The sequence below is a fragment of the Streptomyces sp. NPDC017202 genome (genome assembly GCF_044331705.1).
Taxonomy (GTDB): Bacteria; Actinomycetota; Actinomycetes; order Streptomycetales; family Streptomycetaceae; genus Streptomyces.
Window position 1 is genome coordinate 1 of record NZ_JBIRNP010000015.1, and the last position, 18,837, is coordinate 18,837.

Annotated in this window: 13 protein-coding genes; 11 read left to right on the forward strand and 2 right to left on the reverse strand. The window is 72.1% G+C overall.

Features of this window, described 5'->3' with window-relative positions; translation table 11 throughout:
* Positions 1–165 precede the first annotated feature (165 nt).
* Positions 166–1,347: a CAP domain-containing protein gene (locus tag ACH4N1_RS25135; protein ID WP_398100272.1), complete on the reverse strand. Its 1,182-nt coding sequence runs from the start codon at positions 1,345–1,347 to the stop codon at positions 166–168.
* 223 nt (positions 1,348–1,570) lie between these two features.
* On the opposite strand from ACH4N1_RS25135, the gene ACH4N1_RS25140 reads away from it, so the two are divergent.
* The 6 genes from ACH4N1_RS25140 to ftsY all read left to right on the forward strand — a co-directional run bounded on the left by ACH4N1_RS25140 (position 1,571) and on the right by ftsY (position 9,737).
* The gene (locus ACH4N1_RS25140; RefSeq protein WP_398100274.1) at positions 1,571–1,852 is read left to right on the forward strand and encodes an acylphosphatase; all 282 of its coding nucleotides are present in this window, start codon (positions 1,571–1,573) and stop codon (positions 1,850–1,852) included.
* A gap of 377 nt (positions 1,853–2,229) precedes the next feature.
* A complete protein-coding gene (locus ACH4N1_RS25145) occupies positions 2,230–2,433 on the forward strand; it encodes a hypothetical protein (RefSeq protein WP_073491170.1) in 204 nt (67 codons plus the stop codon).
* A gap of 224 nt (positions 2,434–2,657) precedes the next feature.
* Positions 2,658–6,458: an AAA family ATPase gene (locus ACH4N1_RS25150; protein ID WP_398100276.1), complete on the forward strand. Its 3,801-nt coding sequence runs from the start codon at positions 2,658–2,660 to the stop codon at positions 6,456–6,458.
* A gap of 254 nt (positions 6,459–6,712) precedes the next feature.
* Entirely contained in the window at positions 6,713–8,131 is a 1,419-nt protein-coding gene (locus ACH4N1_RS25155; protein WP_398100278.1) for a sugar porter family MFS transporter, read from the forward strand.
* A 95-nt stretch (positions 8,132–8,226) separates the two neighbouring features.
* A complete protein-coding gene (locus ACH4N1_RS25160; RefSeq protein WP_398100280.1) occupies positions 8,227–8,472 on the forward strand; it encodes a hypothetical protein in 246 nt (81 codons plus the stop codon).
* Between the two features lie 65 nt (positions 8,473–8,537).
* The gene (ftsY, locus tag ACH4N1_RS25165) at positions 8,538–9,737 is read left to right on the forward strand and encodes a signal recognition particle-docking protein FtsY (protein ID WP_398100282.1); all 1,200 of its coding nucleotides are present in this window, start codon (positions 8,538–8,540) and stop codon (positions 9,735–9,737) included.
* A gap of 143 nt (positions 9,738–9,880) precedes the next feature.
* On the opposite strand, the gene ACH4N1_RS25170 is transcribed toward ftsY, so the two are convergent.
* Positions 9,881–10,537, reverse strand: a complete 657-nt coding sequence (locus ACH4N1_RS25170; protein ID WP_398100284.1) for a bifunctional DNA primase/polymerase — start codon at positions 10,535–10,537, stop codon at positions 9,881–9,883.
* 448 nt (positions 10,538–10,985) lie between these two features.
* Between ACH4N1_RS25170 and ACH4N1_RS25175 the strand changes: the two genes are divergently transcribed.
* The 5 genes from ACH4N1_RS25175 to ffh all read left to right on the forward strand — a co-directional run bounded on the left by ACH4N1_RS25175 (position 10,986) and on the right by ffh (position 18,790).
* Positions 10,986–12,479 (forward strand): hypothetical protein, encoded by a 1,494-nt coding sequence (locus tag ACH4N1_RS25175; protein WP_398100286.1) that lies wholly within the window; start codon positions 10,986–10,988, stop codon positions 12,477–12,479.
* A 325-nt stretch (positions 12,480–12,804) separates the two neighbouring features.
* A complete protein-coding gene (locus ACH4N1_RS25180) occupies positions 12,805–14,145 on the forward strand; it encodes an ammonium transporter (RefSeq protein ID WP_398100288.1) in 1,341 nt (446 codons plus the stop codon).
* Entirely contained in the window at positions 14,142–14,480 is a 339-nt protein-coding gene (locus tag ACH4N1_RS25185) for a P-II family nitrogen regulator (protein WP_289940149.1), read from the forward strand. The genes ACH4N1_RS25180 and ACH4N1_RS25185 overlap by 4 nt, the downstream gene beginning before the upstream one ends.
* Before the next feature lie 26 nt (positions 14,481–14,506).
* Entirely contained in the window at positions 14,507–17,014 is a 2,508-nt protein-coding gene (locus ACH4N1_RS25190) for a [protein-PII] uridylyltransferase (protein WP_398100291.1), read from the forward strand.
* Between the two features lie 234 nt (positions 17,015–17,248).
* Positions 17,249–18,790 carry a signal recognition particle protein gene (gene ffh, locus ACH4N1_RS25195; protein ID WP_398100293.1) on the forward strand — a complete coding sequence of 514 codons (1,542 nt, stop codon included), beginning with the start codon at positions 17,249–17,251 and terminating at the stop codon, positions 18,788–18,790.
* Positions 18,791–18,837 lie beyond the last annotated feature (47 nt).

An 18,837-nucleotide genomic window follows, 5' to 3' on the forward strand; every position in this document is an offset into this window, starting at 1 on the left:
CATGGCTCCGCCATGGCGCCCTCCTCCGCCTTGCGATGAACGGCACCAGGCCCCGCTCCCTGATCCGGCCTGATCCAAACGAAAGACCCTAGCCGCGACGGGCTCGGCCCGGGTTCCGGCCGCCCGGTCTTCGTCGGCCCACGACCGGGCTGGTCCCGGCGCGTCTCAGTAGCCGAAGTCCTGCGTCCACCAAGGGCCGCCGGGGCCGAGGTGCACGCCGACGCCCAGGGTCTTGAAGTCGCAGTTGAGTATGTTGGCGCGGTGGCCGGGGCTGTTCATCCAGGCCTCCATCACCGCCGCCGCGTCGGCCTGGCCGCGGGCTATGTTCTCGCCGCCGAGGTCGGATATGCCGGCCTTCCCGGCGCGGTCCCACGGGGTGGCGCCGTCCGGGTCGGTGTGGTCGAAGAAGCCGCGCGCCGCCATGTCCTGGCTGAACCTCTGGGCGAGGTCGGCCAGCGAACTGTTCGCGGAGACGGCGCTGCAGCCGACCTTGGCCCGTTCCTCGTTGACGAGCTTCAGCACCTCGGCCGCGGCCTGGATCTCCGCCGAGACCGTCACCGGTGACGAGGACGACTTCGCCGGGGCCTTCGTGGCCGCCTTGGAAGGTGTCTTCTCCGGCTTCTTCGTCGGCGTCGGGGCGCTGGGCTTCTCGGTGGTCGCCGATGCGCTCGGCGACGCCTTCGAGGCCGACGGGGAAGGCGTGGCCGAGGCCGGGGCGGAGGCCGAGGGTGAGACGTCGCGGCCGGCGTCGCGGCTGGTCGACGTACTGTCGCGGTCGGTCTCCGCGGAGCCGGAGGTGCCGCCCTGCTCGGAGGCTGAGTTGGTGGGCGAGTCGGCGGCCTGGACCCGGTCGCCCGCGCCACCGCCCCCGCCCAGTCGGTAGCTGTCGAGGCCGGGCACCACACCCGTGGCCACCGCGACCGTGCCGAGGGCGACCGCCGCGGACATCCCGAGCAGGCCGGTCTTGACCGGCGTCACGGCCTTCCGCTTGCGGCGGCGGCCCGCACCGCCGCGACCACCGGCACCGTGTGCCGAGCCGCGGCCCGGCGTGAAGCCGTCGGCCGTGAAGCCGTCGGCCGGGAAGTCGTCCGACGTGAACCCGTCCGAAGCGAAGACCGCGGTGTCCCCGGCGGCCGCGCGGTCGTCCTCCGGGGCGAACAGGTACTCCTGGCTCCGGGCGACCGTCTCGGCGTACGCCTCCGGGTTCAGGTAGGGCGCGATGCCCAGGGTGGGGGTGGGGTGGTCGCCGCCGTACACGTCCCGCCGCGAGCGACCCTCCGGGTGGGAGCCGTCGGTGTGGCCGGGCGCCGTGGCGCGGCCGGCGGCGGAGCGTCGGTGGCGTCCCATGTTCTGGCCTTCCTCGTCCAACTGGTCCGGGCGGAGTCCCCGGTCTCCTGGTGTCCGCGGGCCCCCGTGGTCGACCGGCGCCGCTGGGGCGCATGACTCCTCATGGTCAACCTGACTCACTCGATCGAGTGAGTTTCATATGAGATTCATTGGGTGGGGACGGTACCGCATGCCGCTGGGGGAGGAAGTGTCCCCAGTGACATCGCCTGGTTAGGTTGCCTCCATGAGCGAGGATGTACGGCTGGTCGCCTGGGTGCGCGGACACGTCCAGGGCGTGGGTTTCCGCTGGTTCACGCGGGCGAAGGCGCTGGAGATCGGCGGCCTGAGTGGTTTTGCTCTCAATTTGGCCGACGGACGCGTCCAGGTGGTCGCCGAGGGCCCCCGCAAGGGCTGCGAAGGACTGCTCGACTGGCTCCAGGGCGACGACACGCCCGGCCGCGTGGACGGAGTCACAGAGATATGGGACACACCCCGCGGCGGCTACGACGGCTTCGCGATCCGCTGACGATCGCGCGCGAAACCGCCCCGCCGACACGGAGGGGAGTGCCTCCGGCGGCCGCGCCCGACAGAAAGAGGCAGGTGGTGCCGAGAATCGCTTGCGTCGACAGGCTTCGCACGCAAGGATGATCGCCACGCCCTGCGGGTCCCGAGGAGTCGTCGCGCCGCCGTTCCGCGCCGCGCACGCAAGGGTTGCCCGCCGATACGGGGCGTGATCGTGTTGACCGTCAAACTTTTTGGTGAGACGCTGAAAGCACCCCCCGCACCTAGCTGTTTGGCATGGATGAACGGCAACACCAGCAAGATCCGGTCAACACCGCGGGTGCGAATCCCTCACGACCCACACCGCTTCGGTCGGTCACTCATTGTGGAGGACCATCCATCATGGCAAAGGCGCTTCTCGGTTACGTCGGCGGCTCCGACCCGCGACTCCTCGCCGAGATGCGACGGCTCCAGCAGCGCGTCCAGGACCTGGAAAACGAGCTCGGACGGATCCAGGCCGAGAACGACGCTCTGACGGCTGCCGCGTCTCACGACAGGTTCATGGAGAGCATCGACGCACACCAGGCGGAGCCTGCGCTCACCTGATCGCTGCACTGCTCCACAACAGCAAACGCAGTGGTCGGGCGGCTCATGAAACCGCCTCGGACCGCCAAGTCTGCAAGAGAGTCTGCAAGGGACGCTTCGGCGTCCCTTCTTTCTTTCCCCGTGCGTCCTTTCACCGCTTTTCACGTCTGGTCTGCCCTGCGCCCTCCCGGGTGAAACCGCGGGTTCATGGAGTGAGACATCACCGGGCGGTAAAGTCCAGCGGCGTGCACCTCAAGGCCCTGACCCTCCGAGGGTTCAAGTCGTTCGCTTCCGCGACCACACTCCGGTTCGAACCGGGCATCACCTGTGTCGTGGGACCCAACGGCTCGGGCAAGTCCAACGTCGTGGACGCGCTCAGCTGGGTCATGGGCGAGCAGGGCGCCAAGTCGCTGCGCGGCGGCAAGATGGAGGACGTCATCTTCGCCGGCACCACCGGCCGCCCCCCGCTGGGCCGCGCCGAGGTGTCCCTCACCATCGACAACTCCGACGGGGCCCTGCCCATCGAGTACGCCGAGGTCACCATCACGCGGATCATGTTCCGCAACGGCGGCAGCGAATACCAGATCAACGGCGACACCTGCCGGCTCCTCGACATCCAGGACCTGCTGTCCGACTCCGGGATCGGCCGCGAGATGCACGTCATCGTCGGCCAGGGCCAGCTCGACTCCGTGCTGCACGCCGACCCCATGGGGCGCCGCGCGTTCATCGAGGAGGCCGCCGGCGTCCTCAAGCACCGCAAACGCAAGGAGAAGGCGCTCCGCAAGCTGGACGCGATGCGGGCCAACCTCGCGCGCGTGCAGGATCTGACGGACGAACTGCGCAGACAGCTCAAGCCGCTGGGCCGGCAGGCCGCCGTCGCCCGCCGCGCCGCCGTCATCCAGGCCGACCTGCGCGACGCCCGCCTGCGCCTCCTCGCCGACGACCTCGTAGGGCTGCGTGAGGCGCTCACCGCGGAGATCGCCGACGAGGCCGCCCTCAAGGAACGCAAGGACGCCGCCGAGCGGGAGCTGCGCGAGGCCCTCCGGCGCGAGGCCCTGCTGGAGGACGAGGTCAGGCGGCTCGCGCCCCGGCTCCAGCGGGCCCAGCAGACCTGGTACGAGCTGTCCCAGCTCGCCGAACGCGTCCGCGGCACGGTCTCGTTGGCCGACGCCCGCGTGCAGAGCGCCACCTCCGCACCGGTCGACGAGCGGCGCGGCCGCGACCCCGAGGACCTGGAGCGCGAGGCCGAACGCGTCCGCGAGCAGGAGGCGGAACTGGAGGCCGCCCTCGAAGCGGCCCGGTACGCCCTCGACGACACCGTCTCCCACCGCGCCGACCTGGAGCGGGAGCTGGCGGTCGAGGAACGGCGGCTGAAGGACGTCGCCCGCGCGATCGCCGACCGGCGCGAGGGACTCGCCCGGCTGCACGGCCAGGTCAACGCCGCCCGTTCCCGCGCCGCCTCCGCCCAGGCCGAGATCGACCGCCTGGCCGCCGCCCGTGACGAGGCGCAGGAACGGGCGGTCACGGCGCAGGAGGAGTACGAGGCCCTGAAGGCGGAGGTCGACGGGCTGGACGCGGGTGATCAGGAACTGGGCGAGCGGCACGACGAGGCCAAGCGGCGGCTCGCCGAGGCCGAGACCGCCTCGACCGCCGCCCGCGAGGCGGTCACCGCGGCCGAACGCAGGCGCGCCGCCACCCAGGCCCGCCACGACACCCTCGCCATGGGCCTGCGCCGCAAGGACGGCACGGGCGCGCTCCTCGACGCGAAGGACCGCCTCACCGGCCTGCTCGGCCCCGCCGCGGAACTCCTCACCGTCGCCCCCGGACACGAGGTCCCGCTCGCCGCGGCCCTCGGCGCCGCCGCGGACGCCGTCGCCGTCACCACCCCGTCCGCCGCCGCCGAGGCCCTCCGCCTCCTGCGCAAACAGGACGCGGGCCGGGCGGCACTCCTGCTGGCGGGCGCACCGCAGGAGCCCTCCGCGGGGCCCGGCACCGCGGATCCGGAGCGCGGCGCCGCCGGGGGACCGGTGGGTACGGGGCCGTCGTCGGGCCGGGACGAAGGGCCGGGGGCGCCGGGTACCGGTGCCGGCCCGGCGGAGCACCCCGGCACCGGACCCGCCGCCGGCACGCCGGCCCCGGCCGGAGCCACGGACGCCGACACCGGCGGGGGCGCCTCCGCAGCCGTGCCGCCGGCCGCCGACGGCGGGACCGCCCGCGCCGGGGCCGTGGGGCCCGCCGCGGCCGGCCGGCCCCTCGCCGCGGACCTGGTCCGTGCCCCCGCCGAACTGATGCCCGCCGTACGGCGGCTGCTGCGGGGCGTGGTCGTCGTCGGGACGCTGGAGGACGCCGAGGAACTCGTCCACGCGCGGCCCGAACTGACCGCCGTCACTGCCGAGGGGGATCTGCTCGGCGCGCACTTCGCGCAGGGCGGGTCCGCCGGGGCGCCCAGTCTGCTGGAGGTGCAGGCCTCCGTCGACGAGGCCGCCGCCGAGCTGGAGGAGCTGGCGGTGCGGTGCGAGGAGCTGGCCGAGGCCCAGCGGGCGGCGGGGGAGCGGCGCCGGGAGTGCGCCGCGTCGGTCGAGGAGCTGGGGGAGCGGCGGCGGGCCGCCGACCGGGAGAAGTCGGCCGTCGCCCAGCAGCTCGGGCGCCTCGCCGGGCAGGCGCGCGGTGCCGCGGGGGAGGCCGAGCGGTCCGCCGCCGCGGCCGCCCGTGCGCAGGACGCGCTCGACCGGGCCGTGACGGAGGCCGAGGAACTGGCCGAGCGGCTGGCCGTCGCCGAGGAGATGCCGGTGGAGGAGGAGCCCGACACCTCCGTACGGGACCGGCTCGCCGCCGACGGGGCGAACGCGCGGCAGACCGAGATGGAGGCACGCCTCCAGGTCCGCACGCACGAGGAGCGGGTCAAGGGGCTCGCCGGGCGGGCGGACTCGCTGGACCGGGCCGCGCGGGCGGAACGTGAGGCACGTGCGCGTGCCGAGCGGCGCCGGGCCCGGCTGCGGCACGAGGCCGCCGTCGCGGGGGCCGTCGCCGCCGGTGCGCGGCAGTTGCTCGCGCACGTCGAGGTGTCGCTCGGCCGGGCCGAGCGGGAGCGGGTCGCCGCCGACGCCGCCAAGGCGCGCCGGGAGCAGGAGCTGGCCGCCGCGCGGACCACCGGGCGCGACCTCAAGGCGGAACTCGACAAGCTGACGGACTCGGTCCACCGGGGAGAGGTCCTCGGCGCCGAGAAGCGGCTGCGCATCGAGCAGCTGGAGACGAAGGCGCTGGAGGAGCTGGGCGTCGAGCCGGCGGGACTGGTCTCCGAGTACGGTCCGCACCAGCCGGTGCCGCCCTCGCCGCCCGCCGAGGGCGAGGTGCTGCCGGAGGACCCCGAGGACCCGCGCAACCAGCCCCGGCCCTTCGTCAGGGCGGAGCAGGAGAAGCGGCTGAGGGCGGCTGAACGCGCGTACCAGCAGCTCGGCAAGGTGAATCCGCTCGCGCTGGAGGAGTTCGCCGCGCTGGAGGAGCGCCACCAGTTCCTCAGCGAGCAGCTGGAGGACCTGAAGAAGACGCGCGCCGACCTTCTTCAGGTGGTGAAGGAGGTCGACGAGCGCGTCGAACAGGTCTTCACCGAGGCGTTCCGCGACACCGCCCGTGAGTTCGAGGGCGTGTTCAGCCGCCTGTTCCCGGGTGGTGAGGGACGGCTGATCCTGACCGACCCCGACAACATGCTCACCACGGGGGTGGACGTCGAGGCCCGGCCGCCCGGCAAGAAGGTCAAGCGGCTCAGCCTGCTCTCGGGCGGCGAGCGGTCGCTGACCGCGGTCGCGATGCTCGTGTCGATCTTCAAGGCCCGGCCCAGCCCCTTCTACGTCATGGACGAGGTCGAGGCGGCCCTCGACGACACCAACCTCCAGCGGCTGATCCGGATCATGCAGGAGCTCCAGGAGTCCTCGCAGCTGATCGTGATCACGCACCAGAAGCGCACGATGGAGGTCGCCGACGCCCTCTACGGCGTGTCCATGCAGGGCGACGGTGTGTCGAAGGTCATCTCCCAGCGCCTTCGCTGAAACATCGTGCGGCCTACATCTAGTGTGACCAGCGTCTTTTCAAGACTTCAAGAAGTAAACACAACCCTTGGCTCACATGGGGAAAAGCTCACAGCAGTCGAACTATTGACTTCGAAACTTGAAGGCATAGTCTCTGCAACGTTGCTTTTGCCTTCAGGTATGAGTGGTGTTGTTTCGCATGCCACGGGAACCCTCACCTGAAACGGCTCGCCCCCCACGCCCGGCAGCGCTGCCGGGCGGCCCGAGGAGAACACGTGACCAGCACAGCGCAGGCACCTCAGCCAGGAGCCAGGACGGCTCACCCCGATCATCTCGGGCACGTCATCTTCATCGCCGCGGCGGCCGCGATGGGCGGCTTCCTCTTCGGCTACGACAGTTCGGTCATCAACGGTGCCGTGGAGGCGATCCGGGGCCGCTACGACGTCGGTTCCGCGGCCCTGGCCCAGGTCATCGCGATCGCCCTGATTGGCTGTGCCATCGGCGCCGCGACCGCCGGCCGGATGGCCGACCGCATCGGCCGCATCCGCTGCATGCAGATCTCCGCCACGCTGTTCACGATCAGCGCCGTCGGCTCGGCGCTGCCCTTCTCGCTCTGGGACCTCGCCTTCTGGCGGGTCGTGGGCGGCTTCGCCATCGGCATGGCCTCGGTCATCGGCCCGGCCTACATCGCCGAGGTCGCCCCGCCCGCCTACCGCGGCCGCCTCGGCTCCTTCCAGCAGGCCGCGATCGTCATCGGCATCGCCGTGTCGCAGCTGGTCAACTGGGGTCTGCTCAACGCCGCCGGCGGCGACCAGCGCGGGCAGATCATGGGCCTGGAGGCCTGGCAGGTCATGCTCGGCGTCATGGTGGTCCCGGCCGTCCTGTACGGCCTGCTCTCCTTCGCGATCCCCGAGTCCCCGCGCTTCTTGATCTCCGTGGGCAAGCGCGACCGGGCCCGCGAGATCCTCAGGGAGGTCGAGGGCGAGGACGTCGACTTCGACGCCCGGATCGCCGAGATCGAGCACGCCATGCACAGCGAGCACAAGTCCAGCTTCAAGGACCTGCTCGGCGGCTCCTTCTTCTTCAAGCCGATCGTCTGGATCGGCATCGGCCTGTCGGTCTTCCAGCAGTTCGTCGGCATCAACGTCGCGTTCTACTACTCCTCGACGCTGTGGCAGTCGGTCGGCGTCGACCCGACGGACTCGTTCTTCTACTCCTTCACCACGTCGATCATCAACATCCTCGGCACCGTGATCGCGATGATCTTCGTGGACCGCGTCGGCCGCAGGCCGCTCGCCCTCATCGGCTCCGTCGGCATGGTGATCGGCCTGGCCCTGGAGGCCTGGGCGTTCTCCTTCGACCTGGTCGACGGCAAGCTGCCCGCCACCCAGGGCTGGGTCGCCCTGATCGCCGCCCACGTCTTCGTCCTCTTCTTCGCCCTGTCGTGGGGCGTGGTGGTGTGGGTCTTCCTCGGCGAGATGTTCCCGAACAAGCTCCGCGCCGCCGCGCTCGGCGTGGCCGCCGCCGCCCAGTGGATCGCCAACTGGGCCATCACCGCGAGCTTCCCCTCCCTGGCCGACTGGAACCTCTCCGCGACCTACGTGATCTACACCGTCTTCGCCGCGCTCTCCATCCCCTTCGTCCTGCGCTACGTCAAGGAGACCAAGGGCAAGTCGCTGGAGGAGATGGGCTGAGCCTCGTACCGAGGCCCCTGGACCCGAGGAGACGGGCCAAGTCCCCGCTGCCCTTCTCCTCGACACCCGTGAGGCGTGCCGCCCCGGCTCACCCGATGAGCCGGGGCGGCACGCCTCACGCGGAACAGCCGCAGGCCGCGGCGGCCCTCCTCCAGGTCGTGCCGCCCGCCGACGGACGCGGGACGAGACCGCCGGCGGGCCGGACCGCCCTCCGGCTCGACCCCGACGACCTGTGCCGGCTCGCCGCGCGCCGCTGCGCCCAGGACACGCCCGCCGAGGTCGAGGAGCGCCGTCCGCGCCCGCGGTTCCGGGCGCGAGCCGCGCCGACGAGAGCGGGCTGATCGGCTGAGGAACGGGCGGGCCGTCACCCGCCCCGGACGAGGGGGTCACGCATACTGGCGTTGTTATGGAAACCGTCATCCTTGCTGTAGTCATCGCCGTGGTCGTGCTCGTCGCGCTCGGCGGGCTCATCGTCGGCAGCCGGCGGAAGAAGCCGCTGCCGCCGCCGCCCCCGGCCGCGCCCGACATCACCGCGCCTCCGGCCGAGCCGCACGTCGGCGACGAGGCCGAGACGCCGCGCGAAGAACCACGCCGCACGATCGAGGAGGTGGACCTCGGCGGCGGCGCACCCACCACCGTCGAGGAGCCTCCCGTTGTCGAGGCTCCCCGGATCGAGATCCCGGAGCCCACCGCGGGGCGGCTGGTCCGCCTCCGCGCCCGCCTCTCCCGCTCCCAGAACGCCCTCGGTCAGGGCCTGCTCACGCTGCTCTCGCGCGAGCACCTCGACGAGGACACCTGGGAGGAGATCGAGGACACCCTCCTCACCGCCGACGTCGGCGTCATGCCCACCCAGGAGCTGGTCGAACGGCTGCGCGAGCGCGTGAAGGTGCTCGGCACCCGCACGCCCGACGAACTGCGCGGCCTGCTGCGCGACGAGCTGCTCAAGCTGGTCGGCACCGAGGTCGAGCGCACGGTGAAGACCGAGCCAGAGGGCCGCAAGCCCGGCATCGTGATGGTCGTCGGCGTCAACGGCACCGGCAAGACCACCACCACCGGCAAGCTCGCGCGCGTGCTCGTCGCCGACGGCCGTACGGTCGTCCTGGGCGCCGCCGACACCTTCCGCGCCGCCGCCGCCGACCAGCTCCAGACCTGGGGCGAGCGTGTCGGCGCCCACACCGTGCGCGGTCCCGAGGCCGGTGACCCCGCCTCTGTCGCCTTCGACGCGGTCAAGGAGGGCAAGGAGATGGGGGTCGACGTGGTCCTCATCGACACCGCCGGCCGACTGCACACCAAGACCGGCCTCATGGACGAGCTGGGCAAGGTCAAGCGAGTCGTGGAGAAGCACGCCCCGCTCGACGAGGTGCTCCTCGTCCTCGACGCCACCACCGGGCAGAACGGCCTCGTGCAGGCCCGGGTGTTCGCCGAGGTCGTCGACATCACCGGCATCGTGCTGACCAAGCTCGACGGCACGGCCAAGGGCGGCATCGTGATCGCCGTCCAGCGCGAGCTGGGCGTGCCGGTCAAGCTCATCGGGCTCGGCGAGGGCGCGGACGACCTGGCGCCGTTCGAGCCGGAGGCGTTCGTCGACGCTCTCATCGGCGAGTGACCGGGGACCCCGACGCGGTCACCGGTGACGAAGAAGCGCCCGCCCCCCGAGGTGCAGTCGGGGGACGGGCGCTTCGCTGTGTACGCCGTGAGTCCGGCCCCGAGCCGGGGCCCGCGAGCCCGGCGTGATCCGAACGAGAGGCCTCAGGCGCGTGAGCGGTGTGCCACGTACGCCAGCGTGCCGAGCAGCAGCCGGGCCGCCGGGGGCCTGGTCGCCGAGTCCAGCGCCGGCGGGCGCAGCCAGCGCACCGGGCCGAGGCCGCCGCGGTCGGAGGGCGGCGCCGTGATGTACGTACCGGGACCGAGGCCGCGCAGGTCGAGGGAGGCCGGGTCGTCCCAGCCCATGCGGTAGAGCAGGCCGGACAGGTCGGCGGCGGCGCCGGGGGCGACCAGGAACTGGGCGCGGCCCTCGGGGGTGGCGGTCACCGGTCCGAGCGGGAGGCCCATGCGCTCCAGGCGCACCAGTGCGCGAAGCCCGGCGGGCTCGGCCACCTCGATCACGTCGAAGGCACGGCCGACCGGCAGCATCACGGCGGCGCCGGGGAAGTCCGCCCAGGTTCTCGTCACGTCGTCGAGGGTGGCGCCGGCCGGCACCCGGGGCGCGAAGGCCAGGGGGTGCGCGCCGGGCCGGCGGCAGTCACCGCGGCCGCAGGAACAGGCGCCGGCCGCGGCGCGCGCGCCCGGCACCACGTCCCAGCCCCACAGTCCGGTGAACTCGGCGACCGCGGTGCACTCGGACGAGCGACCGCGCCTGCGTGTGCCGGAGCGGATCTCGCGGATGCCGCCGATCGTGAAGCCCATGCCCCCTCCAACGGGTCCGACGCGTCGATGGTTACGCAGAGGACGCACGACGTGACTCTGTGTGCTGACGCCTTCCCGCTGCTGCCCGTTCCAGACAGCGCCTGGAAGCGTCCGGGGTGGTGTGGCGGGTGGCGCGCGCCCCTGAGTGCACCGTTCCACCCGCCCCGACCGTCCTCTGTCAAGTGAATCGCCTGCACGCCACCGTGAGTTCATTCGTAGGGGTGGCGAATGGTGGCGTTTCCGGGACCGCCGTGGCTGAGGGCGTGATCGTAGGACTACTTTGAGTGTGCGAGGCCCGTGGGCGCACGCTCATGTGGGTATGCCGGAGGCAAGTCGGCTTCCTGTTCGAAGGGTGGGAACCGCCGGACGGCGGGCCGTATTTACCGGCATTCTGATAAGGCTTGGCGCATCAGTAGCGACAAGTGGTCTCAGGGATGGGGGCGTTCCAGTGAGCGGCAACGGCGAAGGCGGGACGGGCGCGGGGAGCGCCGTGCACGCGGACAAGCGCCCGAACGGCCTGCTCGCTTCCTGGTTCGTGCGCAGCGGCTGGTCGAAGGGCGAACTCGCCCGCCAAGTCAACCGCAGGGCACGCCAGTTGGGCGCCAACCACATCTCCACCGACACGTCACGCGTGCGCCGCTGGCTGGACGGCGAGAACCCCCGCGAGCCGATCCCCCGCATCCTGTCCGACCTGTTCTCCGAGCGGTTCGGCTGCGTCGTCTCCGTCGAGGACCTCGGCCTGCGCACCGCGCGCCAGGCACCCTCCGCGACCGGCGTCGACCTGCCCTGGACCGGCCCGCAGACGGTGGCCCTGCTCAGCGAGTTCTCGCGCAGCGACCTGATGCTGGCGCGGCGCGGCTTCCTCGGATCCTCGCTGACCCTGTCCGCGGGCCCCACCCTCATCGAGCCCATGCAGCGCTGGCTCGTCCCCTCCCCGCCCGCCGCGTACGAGGACACCGACTCCCTCCCGACCAGCCGCGCCCGTGGCCGGCTCTCCCGGCCCGAACTGGAGCTGCTGGAGTCCACCACCGCCATGTTCCGCCAGTGGGACGCCCAGTGCGGCGGCGGACTGCGCCGCAAAGCGGTCGTCGGCCAGCTCCACGAGGTGACGGAACTCCTCCAGGAACCGCAGCCCGAGGCCACCGGCAGGAAACTCTTCAAGGTCGCCGCCGAACTGGCCGAACTGGCCGGGTGGATGTCGTACGACGTGGGGCTCCAGCCCACCGCGCAGAAGTACTTCGTCCTCGCGCTGCACGCCGCCAAGGAGGCCGGCGACCGGCCCCTCGGCTCGTACGTGCTGTCCAGCATGAGCCGGCAGATGATCCACCTCGGCCGGCCCGAGGACGCCCTGGAACTGATCCACCTCGCGCAGTACGGCAGCCGGGACTGCGCGAGCCCGCGCACCCAGTCGATGCTGTATGCGATGGAGGCCCGCGCATACGCCAACATGGGCCAGCCCGGCCGGTGCAAGCGGGCCGTCAGGATGGCCGAGGACACCTTCGCCGACGCCGACGACTGGGACGAGCCCGACCCCGACTGGATCCGCTTCTTCTCCGAGGCCGAGCTGTACGGCGAGAACTCCCACTCCTACCGCGACCTGGCCTACGTGGCCGGCCGCAGCCCCGCGTACGCCTCGCTGGCCGAGCCGCTGATGCAGAAGGCCGTGGACCTCTTCGCCAAGGACGCCGAGCACCAGCGGTCCTACGCGCTCAACCTCATCGGCATGGCCACCGTGCACCTGCTGCGCCGGGAGCCCGAGCAGAGCGCCGTGCTCGCCGAGCAGGCCATGGAGGCGGCGAAAAAAGTGCGCTCCGAGCGGGTCAACACTCGTATCCGAAAGACCGTCGACACGGCCGTCCGCGACTTCGGGGACCTCACCGAGGTCGTCGATCTCACCGACCGGCTCGCCGTGGAGCTTCCGGAGACCGCGGAGGCGGTCTGAGACCCGGCGAAACCCCTGGACCCCGGCCGCGGCCGGCCTTCCCGAACCGCCCGACTCGGCTCCCCCGTGCCAGGTCGTCGGAAGGCCGACCGCGGCCGGTTCGCGTTGCTCCGAAGAAGGTTGCGCCACGATAACGATCCACTCGGGGAGCATCAGTCAGTTCATCGAGGCGTAACGCGCAAGGTGCCTTCGTCACGGCGGCGAAACAACGAGGGGCGTCCACCGAAACGGCGCTGCGTCAATCTCATGGCGCATAACCGGCCCACCCCTCAATCCCGCTCTGGCTTCGCCCGCACGGGGCCGTACCAACGACGAGGAGACGCCGATGGCACCAGCCATCACGCTTGCGGCGGACGCACCCACACTGTCGTCCGCGAACACAGGCTTCATGCTCATCTGTTCCGCCCTGGTGATGCTCATGACCCCGGGCCTGGCCTTCTTCTACGGAGGCATGGTCCGCGTCAAGAGCACCCTGAACATGCTGATGATGAGCTTCATCAGCTTGGGGATCGTCACCGTCCTGTGGGTGCTCTACGGCTTCTCCCTCGCCTTCGGCACCGACTCCGGCTCGGTCATCGGCTGGAACTCCGACTGGGTCGGCCTCAGCGACATCGGCCTGACGGAGCTGTGGGACGGCTACACCATCCCGGTCTTCGTCTTCCTGGTCTTCCAGCTGATGTTCGCCATCATCACGCCCGCCCTGATAAGCGGAGCGCTCGCGGACCGCGTGAAGTTCTCCGCCTGGGCACTGTTCATCACCCTGTGGGTCACGATCGTGTACTTCCCGGTCGCCCACTGGGTGTGGGGCGCCGGCGGCTGGGCCTTCGAACTCGGCGTGATCGACTTCGCCGGTGGCACGGCCGTGCACATCAACGCCGGTGCCGCGGCCCTCGGCGTGATCCTGGTCATCGGCAAGCGCATCGGCTTCAAGAAGGACCCGATGCGCCCGCACAGCCTCCCGCTGGTCATGCTCGGCGCCGGTCTGCTGTGGTTCGGCTGGTTCGGCTTCAACGCCGGCTCGTGGCTCGGCAACGACGACGGCGTCGGCGCGCTGATGTTCGTCAACACGCAGGTCGCCACCGCCGCCGCCATGCTGGCCTGGCTGATCTACGAGAAGATCCGCCACGGCGCGTTCACCACGCTGGGCGCCGCCTCCGGCGCCGTCGCCGGCCTGGTGGCCATCACGCCCTCCGGCGGTGCCGTCTCCCCGCTCGGCGCGATCGCCGTCGGCGCCATCGCCGGTGTCCTGTGCGCCATGGCCGTCGGCCTGAAGTACAAGTTCGGCTACGACGACTCGCTCGACGTGGTCGGCGTTCACCTGGTCGGCGGAGTCGTCGGCTCCCTGCTGATCGGCTTCTTCGCCAGCGGCAAGGGCCAGTCCGACGTCCAGGGCCTCTTCTACGGCGGCGGTCTCGACCAGTTCTGGAAGCAGTGCGCCGGTGTCTTCGCGGTCCTCGGCTACTCGCTGGTGGTCTCCGCCGTCCTCGCCTTCCTGCTCGACAGGACGATCGGCATGCGGGTCCCCGAGGACGACGAGGTGGCGGGCATCGACCAGGCCGAGCACGCCGAGACCGCGTACGACTTCAGCGGTGCGGGCGGCGGTGCCGCCCGGACCAACGTCACGGGCCCGGTGGCCGACACTGCCAGCAAGAAGGTGGACGCATGAAGCTCATCACCGCCGTCGTGAAGCCGCACCGGCTCGACGAGATCAAGGAAGCCCTCCAGGCCTTCGGCGTCCACGGCCTCACGGTCACCGAGGCCAGCGGTTACGGTCGTCAGCGGGGACACACCGAGGTCTACCGCGGTGCCGAGTACACGGTCGACCTCGTCCCCAAGATCCGCATCGAGGTGCTGGTCGAGGACGACGACGCCGAACAGCTGATCGACGTCATCGTCAAGGCGGCCCGCACCGGCAAGATCGGTGACGGCAAGGTCTGGTCCCTCCCGGTCGAGACCGCCGTGCGGGTCCGCACCGGCGAGCGCGGCCCGGACGCGCTCTGACAGCAGAACGGAACAGGAGCCACTGGGTGACGAGTACGGACATGCGCAAGGATGCAGAGGACTCGGGACCCAGCGGCTATGCGGCGGCCCGGCTGCGTCTCCTCACCGAGGGGGCGCGGTCCGGGCCGCCGCGCCGCTGCGCCCTCTCCGAACTGACCGACGACTGGCTGGCCGGCCTGTTCACCGCAGGCAGCGAGGAACTGCGGGGCGTCTCCCTGGTCGCCGTCGGCGGCTACGGCCGCGGCGAGCTGTCCCCGCGCAGCGACCTCGACCTCCTCCTGCTGCACGACGGCGCCGACCCGCAGGCGGTCGCCGCCCTCGCCGACCGCCTCTGGTACCCCGTCTGGGACCTCGGCCTCGCCCTCGACCACTCCGTCCGCACCCCGGCCGAGGCCCGCAGGACCGCCGGCGAGGACCTCAAGGTCCAGCTCGGCCTGCTCGACGCCCGCCACCTCGCGGGCGACCCGGGACTGACGGCGGGACTGCGGACGGCCGTACTGGCCGACTGGCGCAACCAGGCGCCCAAGCGGCTGCCCGAACTCCAGGAGCTGTGCGCCGAGCGCGCCGAACGCCAGGGCGAGCTGCAGTACCTGCTGGAGCCCGACCTGAAAGAGGCCCGCGGCGGCCTGCGCGACGCCACCGCGCTGCGCGCCGTCGCCGCCTCCTGGCTCGCCGACGCGCCCCGCGAGGGCCTCGACGACGCCCGACGCCGGCTCCTCGACGTCCGCGACGCCCTGCACCTGACGACCGGCCGCGCCACCGACCGGCTGGCCCTCCAGGAACAGGACCAGGTCGCCGCCGAACTGGGCCTCCTCGACGCCGACACCCTGCTGCGCCAGGTGTACGAGGCCGCGCGCGTCATCTCGTACGCCAGCGACGTCACCTGGCGCGAGGTGGGGCGCGTGCTCAGATCGCGCTCGATGCGGCCCCGGCTGCGCAAACTGGCGAGGGAGCGAAGCGACTTCCTCAGAAGGGCGGTGGCGGGCGACGGGAGGGCGCTGGGCGGCGGCAAGCCCGCGCCCGAGCGGTCGCCGCTGGCCGAAGGGGTCGTCGAGCAGGACGGCGAGGTGGTGCTCGCCCGTGCCGCGCGCCCCGAACGCGACCCCGTGCTGCCCCTGCGCGCCGCGGCCGCCGCGGCCCAGGCCGGGCTCCCCCTCTCCCTGCACGCCGTACGGCGCCTCGCCGCGACCGTGCGCCCCCTTCCCACGCCCTGGCCCGCCGAGGCCCGCGAACAACTCGTCACCCTGCTCGGCTCGGGACAGCCCACCGTCGAGGTCTGGGAGGCACTGGAGGCCGAGGGGCTGGTCACCCGGCTGCTGCCCGACTGGGAACGGGTGCGCTGCCGCCCCCAGCGCAACGCCGTGCACATCTGGACCGTCGACCGGCACCTCATCGAGACCGCCGTGCGCGCCTCCGAGTTCACCCGCCGCGTCAGCCGCCCCGACCTGCTGCTGGTCGCCGCCCTGCTGCACGACATCGGCAAGGGCTGGCCCGGCGACCACTCCGTGGCCGGCGAGATCATCGTCAAGGACGTGGCCGCCCGCATCGGCTTCGACCGCACCGACGTGGCCGTCCTGTCCACCCTCGTACGCCACCACCTGCTGCTCGTGGAGACGGCCACCCGCCGCGACCTGGAGGACCCCGCCACCGTCCGCTCGGTCGCCGAGGCCGTCGGCTCCCAGGGCACCCTGGAACTGCTGCACGCGCTGACCGAGGCCGACGCGCTGGCCACCGGCCCGGCCGCCTGGTCCACCTGGCGCGGCTCGCTCGTGGCCGACCTGGTCAGACGCGTCTCGGCGGTGCTCGCCGGGGACGTCCCCGAGGAGCCCGAGGCCGCCGCGGCCACCGCCGGACAGGAACGGCTCGCCATCGAGGCGGTCGCCACCGGCGGCCCCGTCCTGTCACTGCGCGCCCAGACCGAACCCCCGGCCGACCCCGCCGAGCAGCCGGCCGGCGATCCCGAGCCGCTCGGCGTGGAACTGCTCATCGCCGTACCCGACCAGCCGGGCGTGCTGCCCGCGGTGGCCGGGGTGCTCGCCATGCACCGGCTGACCGTGCGCACGGCGGAGCTGCGGGCGCTGGAGCTGCCGTCCGGCGTCGAGGGGTCCGTCCTGCTGCTGAACTGGCGGGTCGCCGCGGAGTACGGCTCCCTGCCCCAGGCCGCCCGGCTCCGCGCCGATCTGGTCCGCGCCCTGGACGGCTCCCTGGACATCGCGGGCCGGCTCGCGGAACGCGACGCGGCCTACCCCCGGCGCCGGGGCGTGGTCGCGCCCCCGCCGCGCGTGACCGTCGCCCCGGCGGCCTCCCACCTGGCCACCGTGATCGAGGTGCGCGCGCAGGACGCGCCGGGCCTGCTGTTCCGGATCGGGCGGGCACTGGAGGACGCGGGCGTGCGGATGCGCAGCGCGCACGTCAGCACGCTGGGCGCGAACGCGGTGGACGCGTTCTACGTCACCGGTCACGCCGGCAGCCCGCTCCCCGGCGACGAGGCGGCCTCCGTGGCACGGAAGCTGGAGGAGATGCTGCGGGGGTGACCCGGGCGTCCCCGGGCGCCGGACGGGGTGCCCCCGCCGGGGCGGGGGCGCCCCGCGACGCCTGCGCGAGCGGTCCCGCACGCCCCGCCGTCCCCGCGACGCGCGACGCCGTCCCCGCCCGCCGGACGCGGCGGGCGGAGACGCGTGGACGCCTCGGGTGGGACGACTGTCTTGCGCGGCCGGATACCCTGGAAGACGCTCACACTGCCCCCGACTCCGAGGACCGACGCCGCCGTGTTCGATACTCTCTCCGATCGCCTCTCAGCGACCTTCAAGAATCTGCGCGGCAAGGGGCGTCTGAGCGAGGCGGACATCGACGCCACCGCGCGCGAGATCCGCATCGCCCTCCTCGAGGCCGACGTGGCGCTGCCGGTCGTGCGGACGTTCATCAAGAACGTCAAGGAGCGTGCCCTCGGCGCCGAGGTCTCCAGGGCGCTGAACCCGGCCCAGCAGGTACTGAAGATCGTCAACGACGAACTCGTCACCATCCTGGGCGGCGAGACCCGGCGCCTGCGCTTCGCCAAGACCCCGCCCACCGTGATCATGCTGGCCGGTCTCCAGGGTGCGGGCAAGACCACCCTCGCGGGCAAGCTCGGCCACTGGCTGAAGGGGCAGGGCCACTCGCCGCTGCTCGTCGCCGCCGACCTCCAGCGCCCCAACGCCGTCAACCAGCTCAGCGTCGTCGCCGAGCGGGCCGGCGTGGCCGTCTACGCGCCGCAGCCGGGCAACGGCGTCGGTGACCCGGTCCAGGTCGCCAAGGACTCCATCGACTTCGCGAAGTCCAAGGTCCACGACATCGTGATCGTGGACACCGCCGGCCGGCTCGGTATCGACGCCGAGCTGATGCAGCAGGCCGCGGACATCCGCGACGCCGTCTCGCCCGACGAGATCCTCTTCGTCGTCGACGCGATGATCGGCCAGGACGCCGTCAACACCGCCGAGGCCTTCCGCGACGGCGTCGGCTTCGACGGCGTGGTGCTCTCCAAGCTCGACGGCGACGCCCGCGGTGGTGCCGCCCTGTCGATCCGGCAGATCACCGGCAAGCCGATCATGTTCGCGTCGAACGGCGAGAAGCTCGACGACTTCGACGCGTTCCACCCGGACCGGATGGCCTCCCGCATCCTCGACATGGGTGACCTGCTCACCCTGATCGAGCAGGCGGAGAAGACGTTCAGCCAGGAAGAGGCCGAGAAGATGGCCTCCAAGCTGGCGTCCAAGAAGGGCCAGGACTTCACCCTGGACGACTTCCTGTCCCAGATGGAACAGGTCAGGAAGATGGGGTCGATCTCCAAGCTGCTCGGCATGCTGCCGGGCATGGGCCAGATCAAGGACCAGATCCAGAACATCGACGAGCGCGACGTCGACCGGACGGCCGCGATCATCAAGTCCATGACCCCGGGCGAGCGCCAGGACCCGACGATCATCAACGGCTCGCGCCGCGCCCGTATCGCCAAGGGCTCCGGTGTCGAGGTCAGCGCCGTGAAGGGCCTGGTCGAGCGGTTCTTCGAGGCCCGCAAGATGATGTCCCGCATGGCCCAGGGCGGCGGGATGCCGGGAATGCCGGGCATGGGCGGCGGCCCCGGCCGCGCCCGGAAGCAGCCCAAGAAGGCCAAGGGCAAGCAGCGTTCCGGCAACCCGATGAAGCGCAAGCAGCAGGAGCAGGAGGAGGCCGCCCGCCGGGCCGCCGGGGCCCAGGGCGGCGCCCTCGGCCTGCCGGGCCAGCAGGCCGGGCAGGACTTCGAGCTCCCCGACGAGTTCAAGAAGTTCATGGGCTGATCACGGCCGTACGGCGTCGGGGGCGCCCCCTCCCAAGGGGGCGCCCC

Bases quoted from the DNA above. Each gene is read 5' to 3' on its own strand.
- ACH4N1_RS25145 (WP_073491170.1), top strand. From the start codon at position 2,230: ATGGCAAAGGCGCTTCTCGGTTACGTCGGCGGCTCCGACCCGCGACTC.
- ACH4N1_RS25180 (WP_398100288.1), top strand. From the start codon at position 12,805: ATGGCACCAGCCATCACGCTTGCGGCGGACGCACCCACACTGTCGTCC.
- ACH4N1_RS25185 (WP_289940149.1), top strand. From the start codon at position 14,142: ATGAAGCTCATCACCGCCGTCGTGAAGCCGCACCGGCTCGACGAGATC.
- ACH4N1_RS25140 (WP_398100274.1), top strand. From the start codon at position 1,571: ATGAGCGAGGATGTACGGCTGGTCGCCTGGGTGCGCGGACACGTCCAG.
- ftsY (WP_398100282.1), top strand. From the start codon at position 8,538: ATGGAAACCGTCATCCTTGCTGTAGTCATCGCCGTGGTCGTGCTCGTC.
- ACH4N1_RS25170 (WP_398100284.1), bottom strand. From the start codon at position 10,537: ATGGGCTTCACGATCGGCGGCATCCGCGAGATCCGCTCCGGCACACGC.
- ACH4N1_RS25160 (WP_398100280.1), top strand. From the start codon at position 8,227: ATGAGCCGGGGCGGCACGCCTCACGCGGAACAGCCGCAGGCCGCGGCG.
- ACH4N1_RS25135 (WP_398100272.1), bottom strand. From the start codon at position 1,347: ATGGGACGCCACCGACGCTCCGCCGCCGGCCGCGCCACGGCGCCCGGC.